Here is a 23,561-nt window from a genome sequence, read left to right on the forward strand (position 1 = left end):
AACTTTCAGCCCTAGCGTTACTTAAAAGCGGCTGGCAAATTTCAGGTGCGGCGATGCATACCGTCATTTGTCAGGACGCTGCAAACAGTTGAGTTATTCAACGGCCGGGCACTGATAGCCCGGTCCTCCGAGAGGTATTACCGAATAGTGGTTTCCAGCTCGCCCAGCCCTTCAATGCAGACTTTCAAAACATCACCGCGGTCCAGGAATGTGTGGCTTTCCATGCCCACGCCTGCCGGGGTTCCCGTCAATAGAACATCGCCGGGAAACAGATCGATGGTCTGACTCAGATAGGAAATCTGCTCTGCAATTCCGTACATATGATTGCGGGTATTGGAATCCTGTACCCAAGCGCCGTTCCTCGACAGCTTGATATTCAAGTTCTCGGGATCTTTGACGAATTGTGCCGGCGTCAGGTACGGGCCCAGCGGGCAAGAACCCGTGAAGCATTTGTGTCCAATCCAGTCGAAGCGAAACGGCGAGCTCGGATCGACTTGCTCTCGGCGCAGTCGATCACGCGCGGACAGGTCATTGGCGCAGGTATAACCCGCCACATAGTCGAGTGCATTTTCAATGGAGACACGCGACGCTCTCTTGCCGATCACCACCGCCAACTCGGCTTCCCAATCGAGCATGCGGACACCTTCGGGAATGTCTACCGCTTGCTTGTGTGCGACCAGACTGCCGCGGCCGGGCTTGATGAAATGCCATGGAGCAATGCCCTCGCTGCGCGGATCCAGCGACAGTTTCATGTTGAACGCACGAGCCATGGCTTCGACATGGTCACGGTAGTTTGCGCCCGCGCAATAGAGTGTGCCGGGACGCTCCAGGAATGGAGCGAAGTGCAAAGCGTCAAGGTCGAGCCGTTGCGACTCATAGTGCGCTGGCGCTTCAAATACTGATATTGCAAGGTCTTGAAGCTTTGGATTGGACGTCTCCCAGCTCTCGAGCAATGTATCAATGGAAGCTGTCGGCAACTCAAGGCCGGCCGTGGCTACCAGCTGACCGAGATCATAGGCGTATTCGCCAACCAGCAGGCCGGTAGCGTTTGACTGGACATCCATCCGATAGGTGAAAAGCTGATACTTCATGGGGCCACCATCACAGGAGCGAAAAGCGTTGGTTGGAAAAGCTGACGTGGAGCGTCAGGCCGCCTTCCATGAGCAGCCACTTGCGTATGTCCACGTCATAAACGCCGTGGGCGATAAAGGGATCTGACTGGACAATGCGCTGCGCTTCGGCATGATCCGCCGCACGCAGAATGCTCATGCCACCCAGCTCACCGGGAAAGGTCTGATCCGAAACAAAGGGCCCGGAAGCGAACAACTCGCCGCGTTGTTGCGCCAGAATCGCCCACTTCAAGTGGGCGTCCAGCAGCTCTGGTACGCGGGTCAGATCCCGTGGCGTACGCATGACCACGAACAGCGGCTTGTTCAACATCCCTGCCAGCAGTTCCTTGGTCTTAGAGCTATCACTCATCACGCACCGCCTCGAAGTTCTGAATGAACGCCTCAGGGGGTGGATTGGTTGCCCACACGGCGATCAAGTCTGGCGGTGCCCCGTCGATAGCCAGCCATTCGCTGTCATCTTCGGGAATGACATCGATGTCCCAGAAATATTCGACCATGCTGTCCCAAGGATCGCGGATGTAATGGAAGTAGTTGGAGCCGGCCACATGTCGTCCCATGCCAAAAGCGCTTTCGTAGCCCAGGCTCATCAGGTGTTGAGCGCCCAGTTCGATCTCATCAATACCCATCACCTCGAAACTGAGATGATGCAGGCCACTATGGCTGCTCTTGGCCAGGCCCAGCACATGGTGATCACCGCCACAGCCACAACGCAGAAAGGCGATCTTGTCCCCCGCACGATCAGAGACTTTCATCCCTAGCACCCGGGTATAGAAATCAATCGAACGATCCACATCGGGGGTGAATTTGATCAAGTGGCCCAGGCGTAACGGTGTGACTCGACGCAACTTCGAGGCCGGTGTGCACCCGCGCTGACCGATGCGACGGTACCGTCCAGGGGTATTCAACTCTGGCGCCGGTAACGGAGCCATCGGCATGGACTCGGCCTCACTGACGTGTACCCAGTCGCCGGAGGGGTCACGAAACCACAGCCCTTCCTGGCCAATATCAAAAGGTGCCGGATGGATGACCACACCGTGGTAGCTCAGGTTTTCGCGAATGGTCTGCAGCCCCTCAGCATCGGTACCAAACGAGACATAGCTGAGGCGCTTTGTAGTGCCGGGCATCAGTCGCACTTGATCCTGGGCGCGCCCTTTGCAACGCAACACCAAATGCTCACCTGCCATGCGGGTTTCGAGCCCAACAGCTTCGTAGAAGGAACGACCCACTTCAAGATCTGGAACTGTCACGCCTACGTGTTGTAGAGAACGAATCATCTTGGATGCTCCTTCTTAACGAATAGGGGAAAAGGGTGCGGCGCTCAACAGTTCAACCTGCTGGGCAACCACCAGATGACCGTTCTTGCCGAGGAACGTACGCCATCTTGGATCGCTGGACAGCGCCGCACGGCGTTGGGCACGGTCCTCGTAGCTGGAATATCCCCACAACTGAATGACTCGATTGATGTCCCCTGTTTCCGGCTTGAAATAACCGATCAAGTTGCCCAGTGCCTCACCCTGAAGTGGTAGCCCCTCCTCCTCGTAAGCACGGAGGAATTCGTGCAGGGCGCCAGGCTTGAGTTGATAGGTACGTTGTTCAATCAGCATGTTGTTTTCTCTTTTTTGGAATGTGCCTGGGAGTCGGCCTGGGAGTCGGCCTGGGAGTCGGCTTCGATCAACTTGATCACTGCCGAGATATCTTCTTCACCAATGCCTTCTTCGATAGCCCTTAGAAAATAGGGCTTGGCGGCATTAAACAAAGGCGCGGCGCTACCGAGTTCCTCGGACAGCTCACTGGCCATGTCGATGTATTTTTCCAGCGTGGCGAAAGGTCCTGGCGCCGGCAGGAAGTGACGATCAGCCATCATCGGTGCTCTTGCGCTGAACATCGTTGAGCCACCCGCGCTTTGGCGTATCACCTCAACTACCTGCTGTGCGCTGAACCCTGCTTTCACGCCAAGGTTTAGCGCCTCAGCTGCGGCCAATGTGTGAATAGTCACGAGATAGTTGGCGATCAATTTCATCGCGACCGCGCACCCAAACCCACCAATGTGGAACTGGATGTCGGCGATCGCATCGAGCACCGGCTTGCAGTGCTCTACCAGGTCAGGGTCGCCGCCCAGAAACAAGGAAGCCTTGCGTTGGGAAACCATTGATGGCGTACCACTGACCTCCGCCTCCAACACCCGCGCACCACGTTGTTCGATACGCTGAGCCATACGTTGCTTGAAGGCTTTGTGATAGGTGCCGATCTCGATCAGGGTGTGCTGCGGCCCTATGGACTGAAGCAGGCCATCAGGCCCCTCCATGATTCCCATGTGGGCCACTTCGCTGGGCAGGCAGGTGAGAATGAAGTTTGATTGCGCCGCTACGGCGGCTGGGCTTTCAAGCGCGATGCCACCTTGACGGACAAAGGCTTCACGATCTCGACGTCGGTAACCGACAACGCGAAATCCGGCCGCAAGCAGGTTGGTTGCGATAGGAAGGCCAAGTTGGCCGATTCCCACCATACCGATGGTTATCACAGGCATTTTTAGCCTCTCTTATTGTTGTTCTTTGACGCAAAGCTTGAAGCTCGGCTAAGCGCTAACCTAGGCGCAGCCGGGTTTGGGAGCAAACAGCTCAGGTTATGAATAAGTAGAAGCGAGGGTTATACAAAGGCCGTGAATGGGCTTGATGCCTCAGTCAGGAGGCTGGAAAGCGATGATGCACATGAAGCGGCGGTAATCGGTCCAGGCTGTATGAAAACTCGCTGGACACGCTTGCCTGAGTCGCTGGTGCAAAGGGCGAACCGCATTTGCAGCAGATGATCAGCGCGGTACAGATGGTGGTGCGTGGCGAAGCGGCACTGGACCTTGCGAACTATGGCTTCAAGGTCCCTTGCGGCACTGGTCACTGGAGGCAAACGCATCCAAACCCGTACGGTGAGCGATGTGGTGACGCCCATGAGCGTCGGTCTGGCGTGGCACCACGAACGCGCCTTTACCCCCGCGATGCAGGCAATGCGTGATTATTTCCACGATGCCTTTCTTGCGCCGCAGCGGCTTTCGTCACGGCGTTGATCGATCAAATCCGAAAACTGCCCACCAACTGTTTCAAGCGAGCCGCCTGCTGCTCCAGATCGGAACAGGCCCGCAAGGTCGATTGAAGATTTTCAACGCCGTCCCGATTGAGGGTGTTGATTTCTCTGATGTCCATATTGATCGACTCGACCACGGCGGTCTGTTCTTCCGTGGCAGTGGCGACCGATTGGTTCATGCCATCGATCTCTCCGATGCGCAGGGTCACGCTGTTCAAGCGCTCGCCGGCCAGGTTGGCGATCTCCATGCTTTCCAGGCTGTGGCGCTGGCTCTGACTCATGGTACTGACCGACTCGCGGGCGCCGACTTGCAGCTCTTCGATCATCGTCTGCACCTGTTGCGCCGATTCCTGGGTGCGATGAGCCAGGTTGCGCACCTCATCGGCGACCACCGCAAAACCGCGCCCTGCCTCACCGGCACGGGCAGCTTCAATCGCGGCGTTGAGCGCCAGCAGGTTGGTTTGCTGGGAGATACTGGTGATCACCTCCAGAATCTGCCCGATGTTCACCGTTTTGCTGTTGAGGTTCTCGATATTACCGCTGGAGGCGCCGAGCATCCCGGACAACGTGTTCATTGCCTGGATGGTTCTATCGACGACCTGCTGACCCTCTTCAGCCAAGCCTCGGGCATCGCTGGCCTGATGCGAAGCCTGGGCAGCATTGCGGGCGATTTCCTGGGCTGCGGCGCCTAACTGGTTGATGGCGGCCGCCACGCTATTGCTCCGACTGGACTGTTCGTCGGAGTTGAGCATCGACGAATTGGAGGCACTGACCACCCGCTGAGCGACTTCGTTGACACGCTCCGTGGCCGAGGAAACCTCGCGGATCGAACCATGAACCCGCTCGACAAAACGGTTGAAAGCCGTGCCGAGGATGCCGAATTCGTCCTGAGTCTGGATGGTCAGGCGTTTGGTCAAATCGCCTTCACCGTCGGCGATGTCTTGCATGGTCCGGGTCATCACCAACAGTGGTTGCATCAGGATGCGAATCAACAGGCTGAGTAACGCGATGATGATCAGCACAGCGATGACGGTGGCTATCAGCGCTGAAGCACGAAACTCGCTGAGCATCGAAAAGGCCTTGTCCTTATCAACAGACAAACCGACGTACCATTTCAGTGAGGGCAAGCCTTTGATCGGCGCAAAAGTGACGATGCGGTTTTTGCCATCCACTTGAACTTCACTGATATCGCTGCTGATCCGCGGGGCATCTTGCGGATAGACATCCTTGAGCGCCTTCATCACCAGGGTCTTGTCCGGGTGGACCAGGATCTTGCCATCGGCACTGACCAGGAACGCATAGCCCATGCCATTGAAATCCAGCGCATTGATACTGTCGGCAATCGCCTTCAGGCCAAGATCACCGCCAGCCACACCCAAGGTCTGCCCGGCCTTGTTGATCGCATCAACGACCGTGACGACCAGCCCACCGGTCGTCACGTCAATGTAAGGCTCGGTGATCGTCGGACCGCCACTGTTGACGGCGTCCTTATACCAGGGGCGGGCACGAGGGTCATAACCATCCGGCATCTTCGCGTCCGGAAAGGTAATGAACTTACCGTTCTTGTCCCCGATGTAAGTGGCTGCAAAGGTTGAGGCCAGGGCCTGTTGTTTCAACAAGAGCGTGATGTTTTCCGCCGACGGATCAATCGCCACCGACTGCGAAAGGCTTTCCATCAACAACACCCGACCATATAGCCAGTTGGCAATATTGCTCGCGGTGACATCGCCCATTTCGTGAAGATAGCTATCCAGATCTTTACGAATCGCACTGCGCTGCAGATAGTCGTTGTAGACCGTGAACAACCCGAACGCGGCGATGACAATCAGAGACACGGCCAGCAGGATCTTGTGGCTGAACTTGAGGTTTTTATTCACGACTAATCTGCAGCCCGGGTCAGCGAATCGATTGTTCGCCGCGGTATCAACATTGAAGGAGAAGCGCGAAGGCCGAATCATCAGCACGGTGTTAGTCGTTTGCATGGGAGCCTTTCAAGAAAGGGAAGTGAGTGCAGTTATTCTCCCTTCGCTGCAGCAACCAACTCGGCTGTTATCCCATGGGCGCTCGACTCAAAATGTTGAAAGCTTTACGTCGGCAGCCGATTCCGCTCTTGCTGAAAATGGACTCTCGTTGCGCAAATCACCCCTCTGTTGTTTACCCCCTTTTAACAGCGCCATCCGCTGCGTCAGCCCCATAACACCACATAAATAAACAACGCCTTTGCATAAAACTTCCATGGCTGTTCGCTCCATGCCATAGGGACCTGGCGGATGCCAATACCCCATGCGCACAGAGCTCTCCTCATCTTGAATGGAAGACTCGATATGCCGCGTTTTATGCTCAGCACGCTGACGCTCGCTCTGGCTTTGACGGCAATGACGCCCGTGGTCAATGCCGCCCCTTTGCTCGATCCCGCGCCAGAACATCCACGCGCCGACAACCAATCAGACCAGGCCAACACCTGGCTGGAGATTGATCAGGTCGCCTTCGAAGGGAACATCACCAAGCTCCAGCAACGACTGGCGGGTAAAAGCCAGATGTGCGCTGTGATGAAAGCCGATGCCTATGGCAATGGCATTGCCCTGCTGGTTCCTTCCGCAATCCGAATGGGCGTCACCTGCATCGGTGTAGCGAGCAACGAGGAGGCGCGCGTTGCGCGGGCCAAAGGCTTCAAGGGGCGTCTGATGCGTTTGCGCAGCGCCACTGTTGACGAAGTGGCCAATGCGCTGCGCTTCAACATCGAAGAACTGGTCGGCAATCTTGAGGTTGCGCGCCAGCTTAACGAATTGGCCACACGCAAAGGCGTGAAACTGCCTGTTCACCTGGCGCTGAACTCGGCGGGCATGAGCCGCAACGGCCTGGAAATGAGCACAGCAGAGGGGCAACAACAGGCGGTGGAGCTGACTCGGCTCGATCACCTGAATATCGTCGGGATCATGACCCACTTCCCGGTCGAAGAACGAGAGGACGTTCTGCGAGGGCTGGCGACATTCAAGGAGCAATCCGGCTGGCTGATCGAGCACGGCAAACTGGACCGCAGCCGAATCATCCTGCACTGCGCCAACACCTTCACCACCCTTGAAGTACCCGAGGGCTGGCTGGATATGGTGCGTCCCGGCGCTGCGCTTTATGGCTATCCGGTGGGCGGGCATAACGAGTTTCAACGGGTGATGCAGTTCAAGTCGCGGGTCGCGGCGGTCAACGCCTACCCGGCGGGCAGTACCATCAGCTACGACCGCACCTTTACCCTGAGCAAAGACTCATTGATCGCCAACATCCCGGCCGGCTACTCAGACGGTTATCGAAGAGCATTCTCCAACAAGGCCTCGGTGCTGATTCACGGTCAACGCGCGCCTGTCATCGGCAAGGTCACCATGAATACACTGATGGTTGACGTCAGTGGTATCAAGGGCGTAAAGGCGGGAGATGAGGTCGTTCTATACGGCAAGCAAGGCGATGAAGAAATTACCCAGACGGAGCTTGAGACCATCAACGGGGCGTTGTTGGCGGACCTTTATACCGTCTGGGGCAACTCCAATCCGAAAGTTTTGAAGTCCAGGTAAGAGAGGCAAAAGAAGGTGCGCAGGCACCTTCTTTTTTGCCCTGAGATGCGAGTTCTCGCAGGTTAGTCCGCAAGAGCTTTAAGCACCCCGAATTGGAGAAAGTCTTGTTGGTTCGGTCAAATCAATAATCGGAGGCCTGGACGCAATAGCCGGAATGACTCGTCAGACCAAAGTCCCCGTGCGACTGCGGCACCGGCAAATCGCTCCTGGAACCGGCGGAAAATCAAAAAGTCAGTCTTCCTTGCCGACCTCTTGATCGGAAGATTGTTCTGCAACGGCAATGGCATGCTGGAAACTTTCAAGAAATACGGTTTCTGCATGGGTCATTTTTTGCTCGCGGTTCCACAACAGGTGAATGTCTACATCGGAGACACCGTCCCTGGGTGGCAGGCGCCAGAGCATGCCGTTGTAAAGGTCAATATCAAGTAAGTGCTCTGGCAAACAGCCGATACCAAATCCTGCGATCACCAACCTGCGAATTTCTTCAAAGTTTGATGACGAGGCGACGATCCTGCCGGTGAAACCCTGTTGGTCACGAAACACGGTAAGCGGCGAAAGGTTGCCGCCTATCTGATCGCTCGTGAAGCTGACAAAATTTTCCCCCTGCAGCTCCGCCAGATCGAGACCCCGCATTCCGAAAAAACGATGGCGTTTTCCGCAAAAGAAGGCATATCGCTGACGTATCAGGCAACGCTGCTCAAGCTTGGGTTGAGCAATGCGACAGAGACCAACACCGGCGGTGGCGGTCTTCTGCATCAGCGAACTGAGAATGTCAGAGCTGCGCAGAACCTCTATTTCCAACTCCACACGCGGATGGTTGAGATGAAAACTCGCGAGAAAATCATCATAGACCGCCGATTGCACCCGGCTGATCGAGAGCAGACGAACCTTCCCCACCACATCATCCTGGGGGCCTTCGATGGCCGAGCCGATGCGCGATACGTTGCCATACATCTCTTCGGCAATTCGCAGCACTTCCTCTCCGGCCTCGGTGAGATCGAAGCGTGGCCCTTTGCGCGAAATCAAGGCGCACTCCAACTGCTCTTCCAGCCGCTTGAGCGATTGACTGACGGCCGATTGGGTAATGAACAGCCGCGCTGCAGCACGGCTGATGCTCCCTTCCTGACCAATGGCCAGATAAGTGCGCAACAAGTTCCAGTCCAGACGATCGTTGAGGAAGCGCCGCCCCCCCCATCTCGCTTGTACTAGCTCTTCATTCGAGTTTTTGCTGCTCATCTTGACGTCCATTATTAGCATTGCTTAATCAGCGATTAAGAATTAGCAAATTGCTTAATTATAGAGGCTACGAGATAAAGCACGGAAGCGCCACAGGGACAGAGCGTTACCGTGATCCGATTGATCCCTGTCGGAATAATAATTAAAGAAGGGCCTTGCATGCGTACTCACTCCAACCAACCGCGTCGCGCAGCGGCTGCAGCCTTCATTGGCACGACCATCGAATTCTACGATTTCTACATCTATGCCACTGCGGCGGCTCTGATCCTGGGGCAAGTGTTTTTTCCCAGTTCGGACGCCACGCTGAGTACGTTGGCCGCATTCGGCACTTTTGCTGTGGGCTTTATTGCCAGACCCATGGCGGGCATGGTCTTCGGCCATTTGGGTGACCGTCTGGGACGCAAAAAAATGCTGCTGTTCACCATGCTGCTGATGGGGCTGGCGACCACCGCCATCGGTTTGCTGCCCGGCTACACCAATATCGGCGTCTGGGCTCCTGTCGGCCTGATAGCACTACGTATTATCCAGGGCATTTCGGTGGGTGGTGAATGGGGCGGTGCCGTACTGATGGCCAGTGAGCACGCTCCGGCCAAGCGCAAGACCTTCTACGCATCCTTCGCCCAATTGGGCAGCCCGGCAGGTTTGCTGTTGGCGTTGATCGCCTTCCGTCTGGTGACCTCGCTTTCACCTGAACAATTCGCCCAATGGGGCTGGCGTCTGCCCTTCCTGTTCAGTGGTGTGCTGATGATGATTGGCCTGGCGATTCGGTTTGGCGTGCAAGAGTCTCCAGAGTTCAAGGCAATCGCCGACAAGGGCGAAACCGTCCAGTATCCGGTGCTTGAGGTGATTCGTACCTGCTGGCGGCAGATTCTGTTCGCGGCAGCTGCAGTGACCATAGGCTCGGCCGGGTTCTTTTTCACCAACACGTTCATGATCACGTATGTCACGCAGTATCAGGGTATTGCGCGGTCGACGATTCTCGACTGCCTGTTCCTGGTCACGGTGATCCAGTTCATCTCCCAACCCATCAGCGCACTGCTGGCCGAGCGCATCGGTGAGGGCCGCTTCCTGAAGTTGGCCGCCCTGCTGTCCATGCTGGTCCCCTACCCCATGTTCCTGCTGGTCAGCACTCAGAACATCGTCTTGATGACCCTCGGCATTGCCATGGCCGTGGTCGTTCTGTCTGGCCTCTACGCGGTGATTGCCGGCTACATGGCCCAGGCGTTTCCAGCGCATTTGCGCTACTCGGGAATTTCCATCGCGTATCAACTGATCTGCGCCATTGCCGGGGGATCCACGCCCATTATCGGCACCCTATTGGCCAGTCACTATGCCGGCCAGTGGATGCCACTGGCGATCTTCTTCAGTTTGCTGGCCGCCCTGTCGTTGATCGGCGTCTGTGGCCTGGCCCGTCTGCGCGGTGAATCCACCGCCACCGCCCCCCAACTTGCGCTTTAACAAGGAGCTCACATGTACACACCCGACAACATCGCCCCCACCGAGTGGAAGGCACGCTGCGAGTTGGCGGCACTGTATCGACTGGTCGCATATTTCCGCATGACCGATCTGATCGATACGCATATCACCCTGCGCATCCCCGGTCCCGAACACCACTTCCTGATCAACCGCTACGGTGTCATCTTCGATCGCATGAAAGCCAGCGATCTGGTGCGCATCGACCAGCATGGCCAGGTGGTGGGCGGTCCGAACGAACGTACTCGGGTCAATGCCGCAGGCTTCGTAATTCACTCGGCCATCCACATGGCTCGTTCGGATCTCAATTGCGTGGTGCATACCCACACCGCAGCCGGCATGGCCGTGGCAGCCCAGGAGCAAGGTCTGTTGCCAATCAGCCAGCATGCGCTGAAGTTCTACGGCAAATTGGCGTACCACACGTATGAAGGCATCGCGCTGTCACTGGCCGAGCGCGAACGACTGATTGCCGACCTGGGGCCACACAAGGCCATGATCTTGCGTAACCATGGTCTGCTGGCGGCCGGTGGAAACGTGGCTGAAGCCTTCCACGAGATTCACTTCCTGGAGCGCGCCTGCCAGGCGCAGGTCGCGGCGCTGGCTGGTGGCAGCCAGTTGGTCTATCCGAGCGAAGAAGTCTGCCGACACACTGCAGAACAGTTCGGTCGCGATGAAGCCGAGGAAATCATGGGCCTGAGCTGGAATGCTGCCTTGACCTTGATTGAAGACCAGCGCGAGTCCTATTGCTCATGAACACGATCGTACTGCTGTCGCGCGACAGCATCCTGCTCGGCCAGCTCCAGGCGGCCTTTGCCCGCCAGGCGCCGGATATGCGAGTGGTGCTCGCCGACGACCCGTTGGCCAATGAAGCACAAGTCGCGGCATGCTGGTTCCCGCCGGCCAACAGCCTGGGCGCGCTGCCCAATCTGCAACTGGTGCATTCGGTCGCCGCGGGTGTCGATCACTTGCACACCGATCCCAGCTGCCCGAACTTGCCGGTGTGCCGCGTGGTCGATCCCGCGCACCGCCAAGGCATGACCGAGTACGTACGCTGGGCGGTGATTCACTATCACCGACGTTTCGATCAGGTCTTGCAGCAACAGCCTGACCAGCACTGGCAGCGCCCGCTACAGATCCAGGCAAAGGACTTCAAGGTCGGTGTAATGGGCCTGGGCTCGTTGGGCGCAGCCATTGCCGAGGACCTGGCCAGCGCCGGCTACAGCGTTCGCGGCTGGGCGCGCAGTGTCAAGAGCATACCTAACGTGGCCTGCCACAACGGCGAGCGGGAGTTCAGCGGCTTTCTCGAAGGCCTCGATCTATTGATCAACCTGCTGCCGTTGACCTCGGCTACCCGAGGCATTCTCTGCACTGAAACCTTCCAGGCCCTGGCGCCAGGTGCAGTGGTCGTCAACTGCGGTCGCGGCCAGCACGTACGCATCGACGATCTACAACAGGCATTGAGCAGCGGCCGGCTGCGCGGTGCAGTGCTCGACGTCTTCGAGCGTGAACCTCTGCCGGTCGATGATCGCCTGTGGCGCATGCCTGGGGTGATCGTCACCCCGCACATGGCCTCGGCCGCGTCCCACGACTGCATCGCCAGCCAGATTGCCGAAAACACGCGGCGGCTGGCCCGTGGTGAACCCCTGAACAACCCCGTCGATACGTCCCTGGGCTATTAAGACACGCGACAAGAAGGTGAATGATGAAAGTATCCAACATCAATGGCGAACGCCTTTGGGGCAGCCTGATGGACATGGCCAAAATCGGCGCCACCGAGCGAGGCGGCAATTGTCGCCTGGCCCTTTCCAGAGAAGACCTGGCCGGTCGCGAGTTGTTCATGAGCTGGTGCCGCGAAGCTGGCCTGAGCATTGCGTTTGACGCCATCGGCAATCTGTTCGCCCGTCGCGAAGGCCTGGACAACAGCCTGCCGCCGATCGTCATGGGCAGCCATTTGGACACGCAGCCAAAAGGTGGGCGCTTCGATGGTATCTATGGTGTGCTGAGTGGCCTGGAAGTGGTGCGTTGCCTGAATGATCAAGGCATCGAAACCCGCCAACCCATCGAAATCGCCGTGTGGACCAACGAGGAAGGTGCGCGCTTTACCCCAGCCATGTTCGGCTCGGCAGTGTTCACTGGCATTCTTCCGTTGCAAACCGCACTGGATGCCCGCGATGCCAATGGCATCAGCGTCGCTGAAGCCCTCGCCGATATCGGCCAGAGTGGTGAACTGCCCTTGCAGCGGGCCTTCGATGCTTACTTCGAAGCCCATATCGAACAAGGTCCGATTCTGGAGGACAACGGTCTGCCGGTGGGTGTTGTCACTGGAGGCCAGGCGATTTGCTGGCTGGATGTGCAGGTTGGCGGTGTCAGTGCCCACGCCGGCACCACCCCTATGCCACTGCGCAAGGACGCCCTGTTCGGCGTCGCGGAAATGGCCAGCGTGCTGGAAGCCCTCGCCAGAGACTTCGCGCCCAAGGGGCTGGCCACCGTGGGCCAGCTGGAGATAGCCAAGTCATCGCGTAACACCATCCCCGGCCGGATCAACTTCACTGTCGATCTGCGTCACCACGAAGACCAACAGATCGCTGCAATGGAGCAAGCCGTATACGAGCGCTTGCAAATCGTTGCCGACAAACGCGGTTTGAGCCTGGCGATCAGTCGTCACTGGCTCAGCCCGGCGACGCCCTTCGATGCCGATTGCGTGGCCGCGGTGCGTTCAGCGGTGCAGGCGCTGGGTTACCCCCATCAGGATATCGTCAGCGGTGCCGGCCATGACGCCATCCACCTCGCCGGACATTGCCCCACCACGATGGTCTTCATTCCCTGTGTCGGTGGCCTGAGCCACAACGAAGCCGAAGACGCATTGCCTGACGATGTCCGCATGGGCTGCGACGTGCTGCTCAATGCCGTACTCCGGCGAGCACAGCACCTGACCGACTGATTTTGCAAGCAACACCAAACCTTTGAGGTCGCATCACCCACGCGACCTCAAAGGCAGGGCCCGCTTGTGCCTGAAAAACAATAAAAACCCACATCCAATCCAAACATCACCGTTACCCACACTGCCAACCAATAAATCAATCCACTGAGCCTGACGCTCAATTTGGAGATAAAAGGCATGAACAGCTCCGCGTGCATCCAGACCGCTACCCCGGCGGTCGACCCCAGCGTCAACATGAAAAAAGTCGCTGTAGCCAGTGTCATTGGCACCACGGTGGAATGGTACGACCTGTTTGTCTTCGCCACGGCATCTGCCCTGGTGTTCAACAAGATTTTCTTCCCGGCTTTCGACGCCCTGATCGGTACCCTCCTGGCGTTCGGCACCTTCGCTTCGGCTTACGGCGCACGCATTGTCGGGGCCGCCTTGTTCGGTCACTACGGCGATAAGCTTGGGCGCAAATCAATGCTGCTGATTTCGCTGTTGACCATGGGCGCGGCGACGTTTGCCATCGGTCTTTTGCCGGATTACGCCACTATTGGCATCTGGGCGCCGATCCTGCTCCTGACCCTGCGGATCATCCAGGGCCTGGCGCTGGGCGGTGAATGGGGTGGCGCGGTGCTAATGGCCGTCGAGCATGCCCCAACCAACCAACGTGGTTTGTATGGCTCATGGGTGCAGATCGGCGTGCCCGCCGGCACTATGATTGCTAACCTGGCCTTTCTGGCGATTGCCTGGCTGCAGTCACCTGAAGAGCTGCTTGCGTGGGGTTGGCGCATCCCATTCCTGGCCAGTGCGCTGCTGATTGCCGTGGGCTTGTATATCCGCCTCAACATCACCGAGACACCCGCATTCAACAAGGCAAAAACCTCCGAGCCGCAGATCAAGCTGCCACTGGCCGAAGTCTTCCGTAAATACTGGAAACAAGTCCTGCTCGGCGGTGTGGCAACCATGTCGACCGGCGCATCCTTCAATATAATTGTCGCCTTCGGCCTGACCTACGGTACCCAGACCCTGGGCTTCAGCCGCACCATCATGCTCAGCGTGGTATTGGCCTCCTGCGCGCTGTGCATCGTGCTCCTGCCAGCCTTCGGCGCACTGTCTGACCGCTACGGCCGCAAGCCGGTGATCATCGCCGGTATCGTCGGTGAAGCATTGGTTGCCTTCCCGATGTTCTGGCTGATGGATACACGCGAACTACCGCTGGTATTTCTCGGCTACGGTCTCTTGATGACTGCATTTGCCGCAAACTACGGGCCCATCGCAACCTTTCTCGCCGAGCTGTTCGGCACCCGTGTGCGTTACTCCGGCCTCTCGGTGGCTTACATGCTCTCCGGGCTGTTGGGCAGCGCCGCCACGCCCATCGTGACCACTGCCCTGCTCGCGATGACAGGCAAAGGTTCGTCAGTGGCCTGGTACATGATCGGCTCGGCGCTCATCTCCCTGATTGCCCTGTTGCTGCTGACCGAAACGTTCAAGCGCGACTTGAGCGGTGGACGTGCTGCGTAGCGCCAAGTGACCCACAACAACAATAAATCTACCTGCACTTGATCCTGCTGCCATTCACACACCGTCTGGACTTACACACCATGGAAAAAACTCTGCACCTGATTGGCCTGGGCGCCGGCGCTTGCCTCTTGACCCTGAGCCAGGTCGCTTCAGCCGATTTTATCAGCGACAGCAAGGCTACTCTGGGCCTGCGCAACTTCTACTTCAACAACGACTATCGCAATCAGCCCGGCAGTGCCGGACAGAGCAAGACCGAGGAGTGGGCACAGGGGCTGATACTCAATTACACCTCCGGCTTCACCAACGGAACACTAGGGTTTGGTGTCGATGCGCTGGGGCTGGTGGGCGTGACTCTGGACAGCGGTCAGGGGCGCCATCGCGGCAGCTCAATGATCCCCTCGGACGGTGATGGCGCCGTCGATGAGTGGAGTCGCCTGGGCATGACGGCAAAAGCACGCTTGAGCAAGACCGAAATGCGCTATGGCACGCTGATGCCCAAACTACCGATCCTGCAATCGAACGACGGGCGCCTGCTGCCACAAACCTTTGAAGGTGGTCAGATCACCAGCAAGGATATCGACAAACTGACGCTGACCGGTGGGCGCCTGGATCACGCCACCGGACGCGGTTCCAGCGACAGCACCGGATTGGCGGTCAGCGGCGGACGCCAGGAAAGCAATGAGTTTCTGTTTGCCGGTGCCGACTACGCCCTCTCGAAAGACCTGATTGCACAGTACTATTTCGCCAATCTCGAGGACTACTACACGCAGCACTTCTTCGGATTGCAGCACGTGCTCGCGCTGGGTGACGGCCAGTCGTTCAAGACCGACCTGCGCTATTTCGATACCGCCTCCGACGGTGCCAACGGGTCAACCAGCGGTCGAGCTGACGGTTATCGAGTTGGCGGTTTCACGCGCAACGGCTCAGGCGAAATAGATAACCGAACCTGGAGCGCCATCTTCACCTACAGCCTTGGCGGCCATGGGCTGACCGGCGGCTACCAGAGCGTTTCCGATGGCAGCAACTTCGTCCAGCTCAACCAGGGTTCCTTGCCCGACAAAGGCGCCGGGGGATCGAGCATTTATCTGTTTACCGATCGCATGCTTGCCAGCTTCAACCGGGCCGGTGAGCGCACCTGGTTCGGTCAGTACGCCTACGACTTCGCCGCTTCCGGCATCCCGGGACTTCGCGCGTCACTGGTTTACCTCAAAGGCAACCAGATCAAGACCACTTCCGGCAACGACCAACAGGAATGGGAGCGTGATCTGTCTCTCGATTACGTCATTCAGGACGGTACGTTCAAAGGCCTCGGATTCGGCTGGCGCTATGGCGTTTTGCACTCCGACGCTGATGGCAATCAGGACCAGAACCGCCTGATCGTCAGCTACACCCTGGCGCTGTTCTGACCCACTGGCCCGCCGCCACACGATGGTCGGCGGGCCTCATTTTTAGCGAGGTTTACCCTATGAAACGCATCCAGGCAGCACCTGGCACAATCGGTCCGGTCGGTCCTTACTCCCAGGCAGTGGTCAGCGGCCATCTGGTGTTCACTGCCGGTCAAATACCCGCCGCAGGCGGACTGGACCAGCAACCCGAAGGCTTCGAAGAGCAAGTGCGCCAGACCTTGCGCAACCTGGAAGCCATCCTGATCGCGGCAGGCTCGGACTTCGATCACGTGATCAAGGTTAACGGCTATCTCACCGATCCTGCTCAACTGGAGCCCTTCAACCGGGTCTATACCGAGGTGCTCGGCCATGCGCCGCCGGCACGCACCACAGTCTGCGTGGCACTCTGGGGAGTGGCACTGGAAATAGATTGCGTGGCCGAACTCATTGACTGCGCGCCGCAGAGGTAAGCCATGAACGCCTCTACTCAATTGCTTGAAAAGCTCCATCAGGTCAGCTTCGCCACCCTCGGGCATTTGCTCGAAGACGGCTTTGTCAGCACCGAGATTCGCTCCATGCTGAGCGCCGTCAAAGTGGTAGGTCGTGCCGTGACGCTGAGCGTGATCAACGCCGATGCCATTGCTGTCAACCGCGCCTTGGCAAGCCTGCAAGACGGCGACGTGCTGGTGATTGACATGAACGGCGATCGACGTCACGCCTGTGTCGGTACGGTCACCGCCTGCGCGGCTCAAGCGCGAGGCGCCAGAGCCATCGTGGTCGATGGCCTGGTGACCGATATCCTTGAACTGCGCGAAGCCGGACTGCCCGTTTTCGCCCGTGGCACCAGCCTGCTGACCACCAAACTGCACGGCAACGCCGAGAGCCGCTTGAATGTCCCGGTCCAGTGCGGTGGGGTTCAGGTGCACCCGGGTGATCTGGTGCTGGGCGACGATAACGGTTTACTGATTCTTGGCAGTCAGGCACTTGCCGCAGTCATCGACCAGGCACTGGCCAGTGATCGTGCAGAACCCGGTCTGCTGGATCGTCTTGAAGCCGGAGAGTCAATAGCATCCGTACTGCGTGTTCAGTGATTGGTTGCTTGTAATGTAGCCAACGATTCCGGTGCCGCGAGTCAACATGGAGTGGGCACCTGGATCGGTCAGTGAGACCTGTTTATCCAGCGATTTGGTTCTCCGGCTGCTAGTTCTGTGTAACGCAGAAGCAGTGTACGACGGCTAAGGAGCGACCCGTATCTTCACGAACACCACGTTGGCACCAACAAAATCGACAAAACCCGCTGAACGATTTAGCCAATCTGTTGCGTCGACCGGTTCAATCCACAACCATAAGCAGTCACTCAGCGACATTCAATAATGTGTGTGCTTTCCCGGGTGTTTAAGACCATATGCACTGGTAAATTAAGACTGCACGGTCATCGTCTCAATGCTCTTTGACTTTCTTGATACGGAGCACGATCAACGCAAGAATACCGATCGCGAACGGCGCCATTACCAGCATGGCCTCTCGCGGGGCCACCGCAACGCCAAGCAGGTGCAGCCCTGAGTAACCCAGCTTGAGCAAACTGAGCAGGTAGTAGGTAATGGCAATAATCCTATAGGTCTCGATTTCCAGCAGGCGGCGTATCATCCGCCCCTGGCGGTAGGCGTTCAGGCGCCGGTTGACGAACAGAATGTGGTTGTTGCCATCCTCGCTCAGGCGAAAATCACTCTAGACCATTGCATCGCCACCCCCCACGCAAGAACCGCTCGGATCCTTGAAGCCGTAACGGGACAGATCCAGGCCGACTTCACCACGCACTACGATCTGCACCGAGTTGATCAGCGCCGGCAAATTCACTTCAACCTTTGACGCCAGCACCTCGGGCAGCGTTGTCCAGGACAAGTCATCACACATAGAACGGCTCGTTTGGTGTCTTGACTTCCGAACCATCAGCCAAAAGCGTGACGAGTGTCACATTTAGAAAATATGTGCCCCCCTCCCCTTGAAAAACTTCAAGCGAGAAGGAGCCTTATTATTTGAAAGCAAAGAAAAAGCGGCGATCCCCCCCTCCCGTGAGCCCTTACTGCCACGCAATTTCAGGTGGCCTCTGCTCCTCGCACTTTTCCTGTCTTTGATGACGCAACCATTAGGTTGCACCGAGTGGGTGCTGGAGGGGATCGCCTTTCTTTGGCGGCTTTGCCGCCACCTTCTCTTTGCCTACAAAGAGCGCTTTTTCACTCAGAAAAATTCGATACAGGGCACCTGCGGTGGGCGATTTGAAGGTACTCGTACGCCTGGAATTTGAGGGCTGTGTCCGTCTGTGTTCACGTAGCCTGCAGCCTCTGGGAAATCGCACCTTACTTAATCAGTGTCTTTCAAGCGGATCGTCGACACTCCGGAGAAGCAGGCGTCGATCCTCAGCAACATTCTGGTGGAAAAAAATGGCTAATATCGAGGAAATTTTTCATAGGCAGTGGCAAGTCGCTCAGGATCAATGATGATGGGGGCTGCGATGATCACTGATAGAGACTGGACGGCGAAGTGAGGTGATTTTACTCACGCCTCTTGAATCTCCACCATCTCACGAAAATCCCGCCTCGGCTTACTATGTTCTGGTGTAGGCGAGATGATCGGTATTTAACAGTGATTTTTTCTTATTCGCTGAGTGGCTTTCCTATCACATAGATTGGCGTCCAGTTGTTTGGATATTTTCTGGACTTCCACGTCGCCATAAATCTTTCGGTTCCCAGAAAATCTTCCGTAACATAAAATACGGCGTAAAAATATTTAAATACGGGATGATCTTCGTAACCTACCACGTCGTCGCTAATACCTGCAAAAGCGGAGTCTAAGTCGGTTTTGTTTTTTGATAGTTTAACCTCGATGCCCACCCCCAGCTCTTCGATGTAGATATCGCAGAAGTATTTTTTATTGATCTTCGGATGTACTACTTTCGATCCTATGGTTGTTGGGAATAGTATCTGCAGATAATCCTTAAGCGCATCCTGTATACATTTTTCTTTTCTTATTGCGGTCTTGGTTAGGGCGCATATTTGTCCGGTTGATCGCAAGGATCGTTCTAAAATGGCAAACTGCAACTCATTTTGGGTTGCACTGCAAGAACCATAGAAATTCAGCCCTCTGAGAAAGCTCTTCACTTCACGAAGATGCGTATTTTCATATTCATTTATTTCATATATATGATTCATGGCTGTGGCGGCTTTATATGCATCTAAAGTCTCTCCGAATTTTGAATAAAACTGCCTCAGTAGTGCATCGTTTTCGAATAGCGATAAATAGGCGATGATCGCTATGTGTAGTTCGCCGAGTCGCGAGCTCAAATGGAATTCATATTCCCCCTCATCTTCGAGGATCTGCATCGGAGGAGGAATATTGCCATTGTGAATTTCCCAGTTAACCCGATCGATTTGGAGGTTAGCCAGTGGCTGAACCAATTGATCTGCCTGATCGGCGATGCTGAGGATGAGCCCTTTTTGTTCCATTTTTTCCATGATTGCTCCTGGTTTTCTAGCTAGCTTTCAGCTGAAGTGCATAGGTGAAGCCTCACTTTGGGGAAAAGCCCACTAGCTATGCGCATTGCCTTTAGTATCGCAGCGATGGTTATCTTTAACGACATGAAAGATCCTATCCAAACGCTTGGTACTGGCCCAACCTAACACCGTGGCGATGTCTGCAGGCCTCCGAAGGTATAACAGACTCATTGATAATGTTGGAGCCGACGTGAATTTGACCCTGGTGCCGGTGTTACAGCACCCCCACCCCGATGCCCTCGAAATCGCAGGAGGCGAGATGCTCGCAAAATGGTTTTTCATCGTGATGCTCGAGGGAAAGCAGACAGAGGCGTTTGAAGCTGCCTCAGAGGCTCAATGTGAGCTGATCGGGATCAAGGTGATAGCGATAAACCAAGAGGTGGGCAAAAAAGTCACAGGCGCCTGCTTCGTAAAAGCCAGTGAAGAACGCTCAAAAGTCGGTGCTGCAGGAAACTGAAAAGCGTCTCCGCCTTCGCTCCGAAGAGGGGCAAAGCCCCTCCGACCAAAGGTCTACCCCGCGGTGCTAAAAAATTGGACCTACCGGGACCAGTCCTAACAAGGAGCTATACGCTATGGGACCGAGCTGGCTACGCGAAAGACCGCGCACTAAAAGCTTGGGTTGAACAATGCGCGAGGGGAGTTTTGCGGGGGACTGGAGAGCCTGGCACGCGATCGAGGACAAGGGAGCATCGCATAATGGACGTTATGGCTAAATCCTCGCCGGGAGCTTCGATTATCCCGGCGTCGGATTCGTTGTAAAACAACGGCTTATCTACCATAACGTCATGGAAATTATGCGAAGTATCTAATTCAGGCTTGTCGGCGTTGGCCTCACACAATTACGCTACGTTACGGTACCCAGGCCTCTACAGCACGATGACGGTCTGTGACGGTTCCGCGCTCTGAGCCGAGCCGCTTTCACCGCCACCGGCATACGTCGCTTACTTGCCCATGTTTTGGTTCATTAAATTATCCAACACCGGTGCTTGATTGGCCGCTTGCCATTCATGCAAATTTTTGCAGCCTTCCACGTTGACTTCAGCTGCGTTACTGCGCGCATCACAAATCATTGACCATTTTTTCCGTAAAGTCGGGTACTTGATAAAGTCTTCTCGCGTCGGTGCTTGGCAGCCGGATAAGGTCGCTGCCGACATGATGATGGCTGCCAATTGCCAGGCGATTGAATAATGTTTTCTAAAGATCATGATTATCAGCGCTCCCATTAAGGAAGCTCTCCCGGTCTTATTAAATGGATCTAACAACTGTCTTCAGCTGTTCAAGATGCATGAAAATCCTACGAGCTAAATGGCTCCATTAGTAGATCCATTTCCAGGTCATTTGACAGGACCATTAGGTCGCTGATATCCGCTACCGCGGCGGGATGCTGGTGAGTTCGACTTTGCCGGCTCATCTAGCCAAGGGAAAACAAGGGGAACCGTTTTATTTTCCCATGACCCGCGTGATAGACGAGATCTCACCCGTCCCCTGCCCTCGCGCCTGGCGGTCGAATTGGACGTGCGGCAAGCTATATTGATAACTGTGACGACGCGCCAAGGCGTTGCAGGCGCGGCCCTGGTCAGCTGGAACAACCCCGGAAAGAGGTTTGATCGTGAACAAACAAGACACCGCCTTCTGCAGGCTTCTGAATGAAATCGCCCTGGGCAAAAATGAGGTCAAGGCCCCTGCCGAAGTCGATACGCTGGAACGGTTGATCAGCTTCAATTATGCGCAAGCGCTGGCCGACGTCAGCCATCCGCAGCTGGTATACAGCGATGTCCAAATGACAACGATGGGAAAGGCTTTCCTGGCGGGATGTAAAGCTGCGGAACATTTTTAGCCAAGTGCTTCATCGCAAATCCGCGCTACGCTATCTCAGCGGTCGCCATGATTTCTCCGGGCGTTTCCGGGAGCTGCCAGCCGTGCTTGAGATATCAGGTCATGAGCCAGATCAGACGCGCAGTCGATAGTCGTACCCAGGCGCTTTGCAGACTGTGTCTGCTGGTGTGCCTGCTGCTGGCCTGTAACGCGTATGGCGCGCCCTTGCCGATTGATTTTTTTATCCTCGATGCGCCCCCACTGACCCTGGTCGATGATGCCAAAGGCCACGGCATCGTCGGTGACGTGGCCCTGCTGGCCATCGCTAACGCCGGTTATGTCGCCCATATACAGACGCTTCCCTGGGCCAGGTCGCAAAAATACGTCAGTGAAAATCAGGATCTCTTGATCGCCCCCCTGTCACGCACTCCAGAACGTGAAGATCACTTCACCTGGATCGCCCCGGTCATGACCATGGACCGCGCTTTTTTCAGCCTTGAACACCGAGTGAGCAGCTTCGCGGAAGCCAGGAAAATTTACCGTGTGATCGGCGTAGGCCTGGGCAGCGCGCAAGAGGAAATCCTGCGCACGCAAGGCTTCAGCAACGAGCAGATCCACACGTTGACCATCGGGGAAAACCCCGCGCAAATGCTCTTGAAAGGTCGTATCGATGCCTGGTTCAACGGTGTGCCCGAGAGCCAATACATTTGGCCGAAAGTGTCTCGACGCAAACTGCTCATGAGTCCCGTCATGAGCAGCATCGACCTCTATCTCGCCTGCTCGAAACAATGCTCCGCCGAACGGGTGCAAGGTTTGCGCGATGCGCTGGAAGCGCTTCGCCTTGACGGGACTCTGGCGCGAATACAAAAGAGTTATTTGTCGCAATAGTGCGCCTTGAACTCACTGAACCTTCTTGCGATACGCCATCGAGTCGTCGATTCTCTTGAGTATGTAGTCCCCCGCTGCTACCGGCGGATACAGGCTCAGCGCCGAATCGATGCCCAGCTCGCAGGGATCGACCATGGCCCCATAGGTCGGATCGTAGAAGGTCGCGATGGAGTAACGCTCGTGACCTGAGGTATTGATCACCCGATGCAGGGTCGAGCGAAAACGATTGTTGGACCAGCGCGCCAGCAGATCCCCGACGTTCACCACCAGGCTGCCCGGAATCGGCGTCGCATCGATCCAGCTGTTGGAGCCCAGCTCACGGACCTGCAAACCGCCGCTGTTGTCCTGATAGAGCAAGGTGATACAGCCGTAATCGGTGTGCGGCGCAACGCCGAATTGATCGGCTTCAGCCTGGGGTGGTTGCGGCGGGTAATAGACCATTTGGGTGCGTTGCAAAGGCTTGGTGTATTTGTCGATGAAAAAATCTTCGTCAATGCCCAACCCGGTCGCCACCACCCTCAACAAGTCTGTCCCGGCCTTGCCGACCTCCTCATAGTACTCAGCCAAGACCTCGCGCAACGACGGCATGAACGTCGGCCACTGGTTCGGGCCGCGCAGTGCCTCGCCAGCGAGTACGCTGGGGTCCTCTTCGGCCAGCTCAAGACCGATACTGAAAAACTCCTTGTGATCGGGTTTGCTGGCTTCGTACATGGTCGCGCCGCCCAGCGCGTGCCAGCCACGATGACGTTTATTGACGGCCGCCTCACGCTTGACCTCGGTCGGATAGGCAAAGAACTCCGCGGCGGCCGACATCGCCCGGTCGATCACCGGCTGTGGTACACCGTGATTGATGATGTAGAAGAAGCCGATATCGCAACAGGCGGTGCGGATGGCGTCGGCGGCTCGGCGAATACTCGCCTGGTCACCTTCGCGAACCCCGGACATATCGATCAGAGGCAGGCGGATACGGGTAGACATAGTCACTCCTGAGGTTGTGG

General features: G+C 56.6%; 25 protein-coding genes and 2 pseudogenes. 14 read left to right on the forward strand and 13 right to left on the reverse strand.

What is annotated here, in order from left to right:
- Positions 1 to 137: 137 nt before the first annotated feature.
- Genes AC07VG_RS24310 through AC07VG_RS24330 form a run of 5 tightly spaced genes read right to left on the reverse strand, consistent with a single transcriptional unit; the run spans position 138 to position 3,657 of the window.
- Entirely contained in the window at positions 138 to 1,091 is a 954-nt protein-coding gene (locus tag AC07VG_RS24310) for a fumarylacetoacetate hydrolase family protein (protein ID WP_495022006.1), read from the reverse strand.
- Positions 1,092 to 1,101: 10 nt separating this feature from the next.
- Complete coding sequence (locus AC07VG_RS24315) at positions 1,102 to 1,479, reverse strand: YciI family protein (protein WP_216743065.1); 378 nt, start codon at positions 1,477 to 1,479, stop codon at positions 1,102 to 1,104.
- Complete coding sequence (locus AC07VG_RS24320) at positions 1,472 to 2,404, reverse strand: VOC family protein (protein ID WP_495022007.1); 933 nt, start codon at positions 2,402 to 2,404, stop codon at positions 1,472 to 1,474. The genes AC07VG_RS24315 and AC07VG_RS24320 overlap by 8 nt, the downstream gene beginning before the upstream one ends.
- 15 nt (positions 2,405 to 2,419) lie before the next feature.
- Positions 2,420 to 2,734, reverse strand: a complete 315-nt coding sequence (locus AC07VG_RS24325; RefSeq protein WP_007938251.1) for an NIPSNAP family protein — start codon at positions 2,732 to 2,734, stop codon at positions 2,420 to 2,422.
- The gene (locus AC07VG_RS24330; protein ID WP_495022008.1) at positions 2,728 to 3,657 is read right to left on the reverse strand and encodes an NAD(P)-dependent oxidoreductase; all 930 of its coding nucleotides are present in this window, start codon (positions 3,655 to 3,657) and stop codon (positions 2,728 to 2,730) included. The genes AC07VG_RS24325 and AC07VG_RS24330 overlap by 7 nt, the downstream gene beginning before the upstream one ends.
- 369 nt (positions 3,658 to 4,026) lie before the next feature.
- On the opposite strand from AC07VG_RS24330, the pseudogene AC07VG_RS24335 reads away from it, so the two are divergent.
- Positions 4,027 to 4,188, forward strand: a pseudogene (locus AC07VG_RS24335) (LysR family transcriptional regulator); the annotation flags it as partial.
- A gap of 4 nt (positions 4,189 to 4,192) precedes the next feature.
- Here AC07VG_RS24335 and AC07VG_RS24340 read toward each other — a convergent pair.
- Complete coding sequence (locus tag AC07VG_RS24340) at positions 4,193 to 6,082, reverse strand: methyl-accepting chemotaxis protein (protein ID WP_495022054.1); 1,890 nt, start codon at positions 6,080 to 6,082, stop codon at positions 4,193 to 4,195.
- 192 nt (positions 6,083 to 6,274) lie between these two features.
- Complete coding sequence (locus AC07VG_RS24345; protein ID WP_495022009.1) at positions 6,275 to 6,442, reverse strand: hypothetical protein; 168 nt, start codon at positions 6,440 to 6,442, stop codon at positions 6,275 to 6,277.
- Between the two features lie 87 nt (positions 6,443 to 6,529).
- Here AC07VG_RS24345 and alr point away from each other — a divergent pair, with 87 nt between their 5' ends.
- Positions 6,530 to 7,768: an alanine racemase gene (alr, locus tag AC07VG_RS24350; RefSeq protein ID WP_495022010.1), complete on the forward strand. Its 1,239-nt coding sequence runs from the start codon at positions 6,530 to 6,532 to the stop codon at positions 7,766 to 7,768.
- 231 nt (positions 7,769 to 7,999) lie between these two features.
- On the opposite strand, the gene AC07VG_RS24355 is transcribed toward alr, so the two are convergent.
- A complete protein-coding gene (locus tag AC07VG_RS24355) occupies positions 8,000 to 9,004 on the reverse strand; it encodes a LysR family transcriptional regulator (RefSeq protein ID WP_495022011.1) in 1,005 nt (334 codons plus the stop codon).
- A gap of 159 nt (positions 9,005 to 9,163) precedes the next feature.
- Between AC07VG_RS24355 and AC07VG_RS24360 the strand changes: the two genes are divergently transcribed.
- The 8 genes from AC07VG_RS24360 (at position 9,164) to AC07VG_RS24395 (ending at position 17,400) form a co-directional block, all read left to right on the forward strand.
- On the forward strand, positions 9,164 to 10,462 hold the full coding sequence (locus tag AC07VG_RS24360) for an MFS transporter (RefSeq protein WP_495022012.1): 1,299 nt from the start codon (positions 9,164 to 9,166) through the stop codon (positions 10,460 to 10,462).
- A 12-nt stretch (positions 10,463 to 10,474) separates the two neighbouring features.
- On the forward strand, positions 10,475 to 11,230 hold the full coding sequence (locus tag AC07VG_RS24365; protein ID WP_495022013.1) for a class II aldolase/adducin family protein: 756 nt from the start codon (positions 10,475 to 10,477) through the stop codon (positions 11,228 to 11,230).
- Positions 11,227 to 12,156 carry a 2-hydroxyacid dehydrogenase gene (locus AC07VG_RS24370; RefSeq protein ID WP_495022014.1) on the forward strand — a complete coding sequence of 310 codons (930 nt, stop codon included), beginning with the start codon at positions 11,227 to 11,229 and terminating at the stop codon, positions 12,154 to 12,156. Before AC07VG_RS24365 ends, AC07VG_RS24370 begins: the two co-directional genes overlap by 4 nt.
- A gap of 23 nt (positions 12,157 to 12,179) precedes the next feature.
- Positions 12,180 to 13,418, forward strand: coding sequence for a Zn-dependent hydrolase (locus AC07VG_RS24375; protein ID WP_495022055.1), 1,239 nt, complete (start codon positions 12,180 to 12,182; stop codon positions 13,416 to 13,418).
- A gap of 177 nt (positions 13,419 to 13,595) precedes the next feature.
- Positions 13,596 to 14,924: an MFS transporter gene (locus AC07VG_RS24380; RefSeq protein WP_495022015.1), complete on the forward strand. Its 1,329-nt coding sequence runs from the start codon at positions 13,596 to 13,598 to the stop codon at positions 14,922 to 14,924.
- Between the two features lie 80 nt (positions 14,925 to 15,004).
- Positions 15,005 to 16,330 carry an OprD family porin gene (locus AC07VG_RS24385; RefSeq protein WP_495022016.1) on the forward strand — a complete coding sequence of 442 codons (1,326 nt, stop codon included), beginning with the start codon at positions 15,005 to 15,007 and terminating at the stop codon, positions 16,328 to 16,330.
- A 59-nt stretch (positions 16,331 to 16,389) separates the two neighbouring features.
- Positions 16,390 to 16,779 (forward strand): RidA family protein, encoded by a 390-nt coding sequence (locus AC07VG_RS24390; protein WP_495022017.1) that lies wholly within the window; start codon positions 16,390 to 16,392, stop codon positions 16,777 to 16,779.
- A gap of 3 nt (positions 16,780 to 16,782) precedes the next feature.
- On the forward strand, positions 16,783 to 17,400 hold the full coding sequence (locus AC07VG_RS24395) for an RraA family protein (RefSeq protein ID WP_495022018.1): 618 nt from the start codon (positions 16,783 to 16,785) through the stop codon (positions 17,398 to 17,400).
- Positions 17,401 to 17,749: 349 nt separating this feature from the next.
- Here the strand turns inward: AC07VG_RS24395 and AC07VG_RS24400 are convergent, their stop codons facing one another.
- Complete coding sequence (locus AC07VG_RS24400; protein WP_495022056.1) at positions 17,750 to 17,935, reverse strand: DUF3422 family protein; 186 nt, start codon at positions 17,933 to 17,935, stop codon at positions 17,750 to 17,752.
- Positions 17,912 to 18,214 (reverse strand): annotated as a pseudogene (locus AC07VG_RS24405) (DUF3422 family protein); the annotation flags it as partial. The pseudogene AC07VG_RS24405 and the gene AC07VG_RS24400, both read right to left, overlap by 24 nt.
- 97 nt (positions 18,215 to 18,311) lie before the next feature.
- Between AC07VG_RS24405 and AC07VG_RS24410 the strand changes: the two are divergent.
- Complete coding sequence (locus tag AC07VG_RS24410) at positions 18,312 to 18,614, forward strand: hypothetical protein (RefSeq protein ID WP_495022019.1); 303 nt, start codon at positions 18,312 to 18,314, stop codon at positions 18,612 to 18,614.
- Between the two features lie 349 nt (positions 18,615 to 18,963).
- Here AC07VG_RS24410 and AC07VG_RS24415 read toward each other — a convergent pair whose 3' ends face one another.
- The gene (locus AC07VG_RS24415) at positions 18,964 to 19,821 is read right to left on the reverse strand and encodes a PD-(D/E)XK nuclease domain-containing protein (protein ID WP_495022020.1); all 858 of its coding nucleotides are present in this window, start codon (positions 19,819 to 19,821) and stop codon (positions 18,964 to 18,966) included.
- A 229-nt stretch (positions 19,822 to 20,050) separates the two neighbouring features.
- On the opposite strand from AC07VG_RS24415, the gene AC07VG_RS24420 reads away from it, so the two are divergent.
- Entirely contained in the window at positions 20,051 to 20,317 is a 267-nt protein-coding gene (locus AC07VG_RS24420; RefSeq protein WP_495022021.1) for a hypothetical protein, read from the forward strand.
- A gap of 484 nt (positions 20,318 to 20,801) precedes the next feature.
- Here the strand turns inward: AC07VG_RS24420 and AC07VG_RS24425 are convergent, their stop codons facing one another.
- A complete protein-coding gene (locus tag AC07VG_RS24425) occupies positions 20,802 to 21,083 on the reverse strand; it encodes a hypothetical protein (RefSeq protein WP_495002608.1) in 282 nt (93 codons plus the stop codon).
- Positions 21,084 to 21,469: 386 nt separating this feature from the next.
- Between AC07VG_RS24425 and AC07VG_RS24430 the strand changes: the two genes are divergently transcribed.
- Together AC07VG_RS24430 and AC07VG_RS24435 are read left to right on the forward strand one after the other, a co-directional pair.
- Complete coding sequence (locus tag AC07VG_RS24430; RefSeq protein ID WP_495002607.1) at positions 21,470 to 21,697, forward strand: hypothetical protein; 228 nt, start codon at positions 21,470 to 21,472, stop codon at positions 21,695 to 21,697.
- Positions 21,698 to 21,798: 101 nt separating this feature from the next.
- The gene (locus AC07VG_RS24435; protein ID WP_495002606.1) at positions 21,799 to 22,563 is read left to right on the forward strand and encodes a substrate-binding periplasmic protein; all 765 of its coding nucleotides are present in this window, start codon (positions 21,799 to 21,801) and stop codon (positions 22,561 to 22,563) included.
- A 12-nt stretch (positions 22,564 to 22,575) separates the two neighbouring features.
- On the opposite strand, the gene AC07VG_RS24440 is transcribed toward AC07VG_RS24435, so the two are convergent.
- Positions 22,576 to 23,541 carry an isopenicillin N synthase family dioxygenase gene (locus AC07VG_RS24440; protein WP_495022022.1) on the reverse strand — a complete coding sequence of 322 codons (966 nt, stop codon included), beginning with the start codon at positions 23,539 to 23,541 and terminating at the stop codon, positions 22,576 to 22,578.
- Between the last annotated feature and the right edge of the window lie 20 nt (positions 23,542 to 23,561).

The organism is Pseudomonas sp. GW821-FHT03C07 (assembly GCF_059420925.1).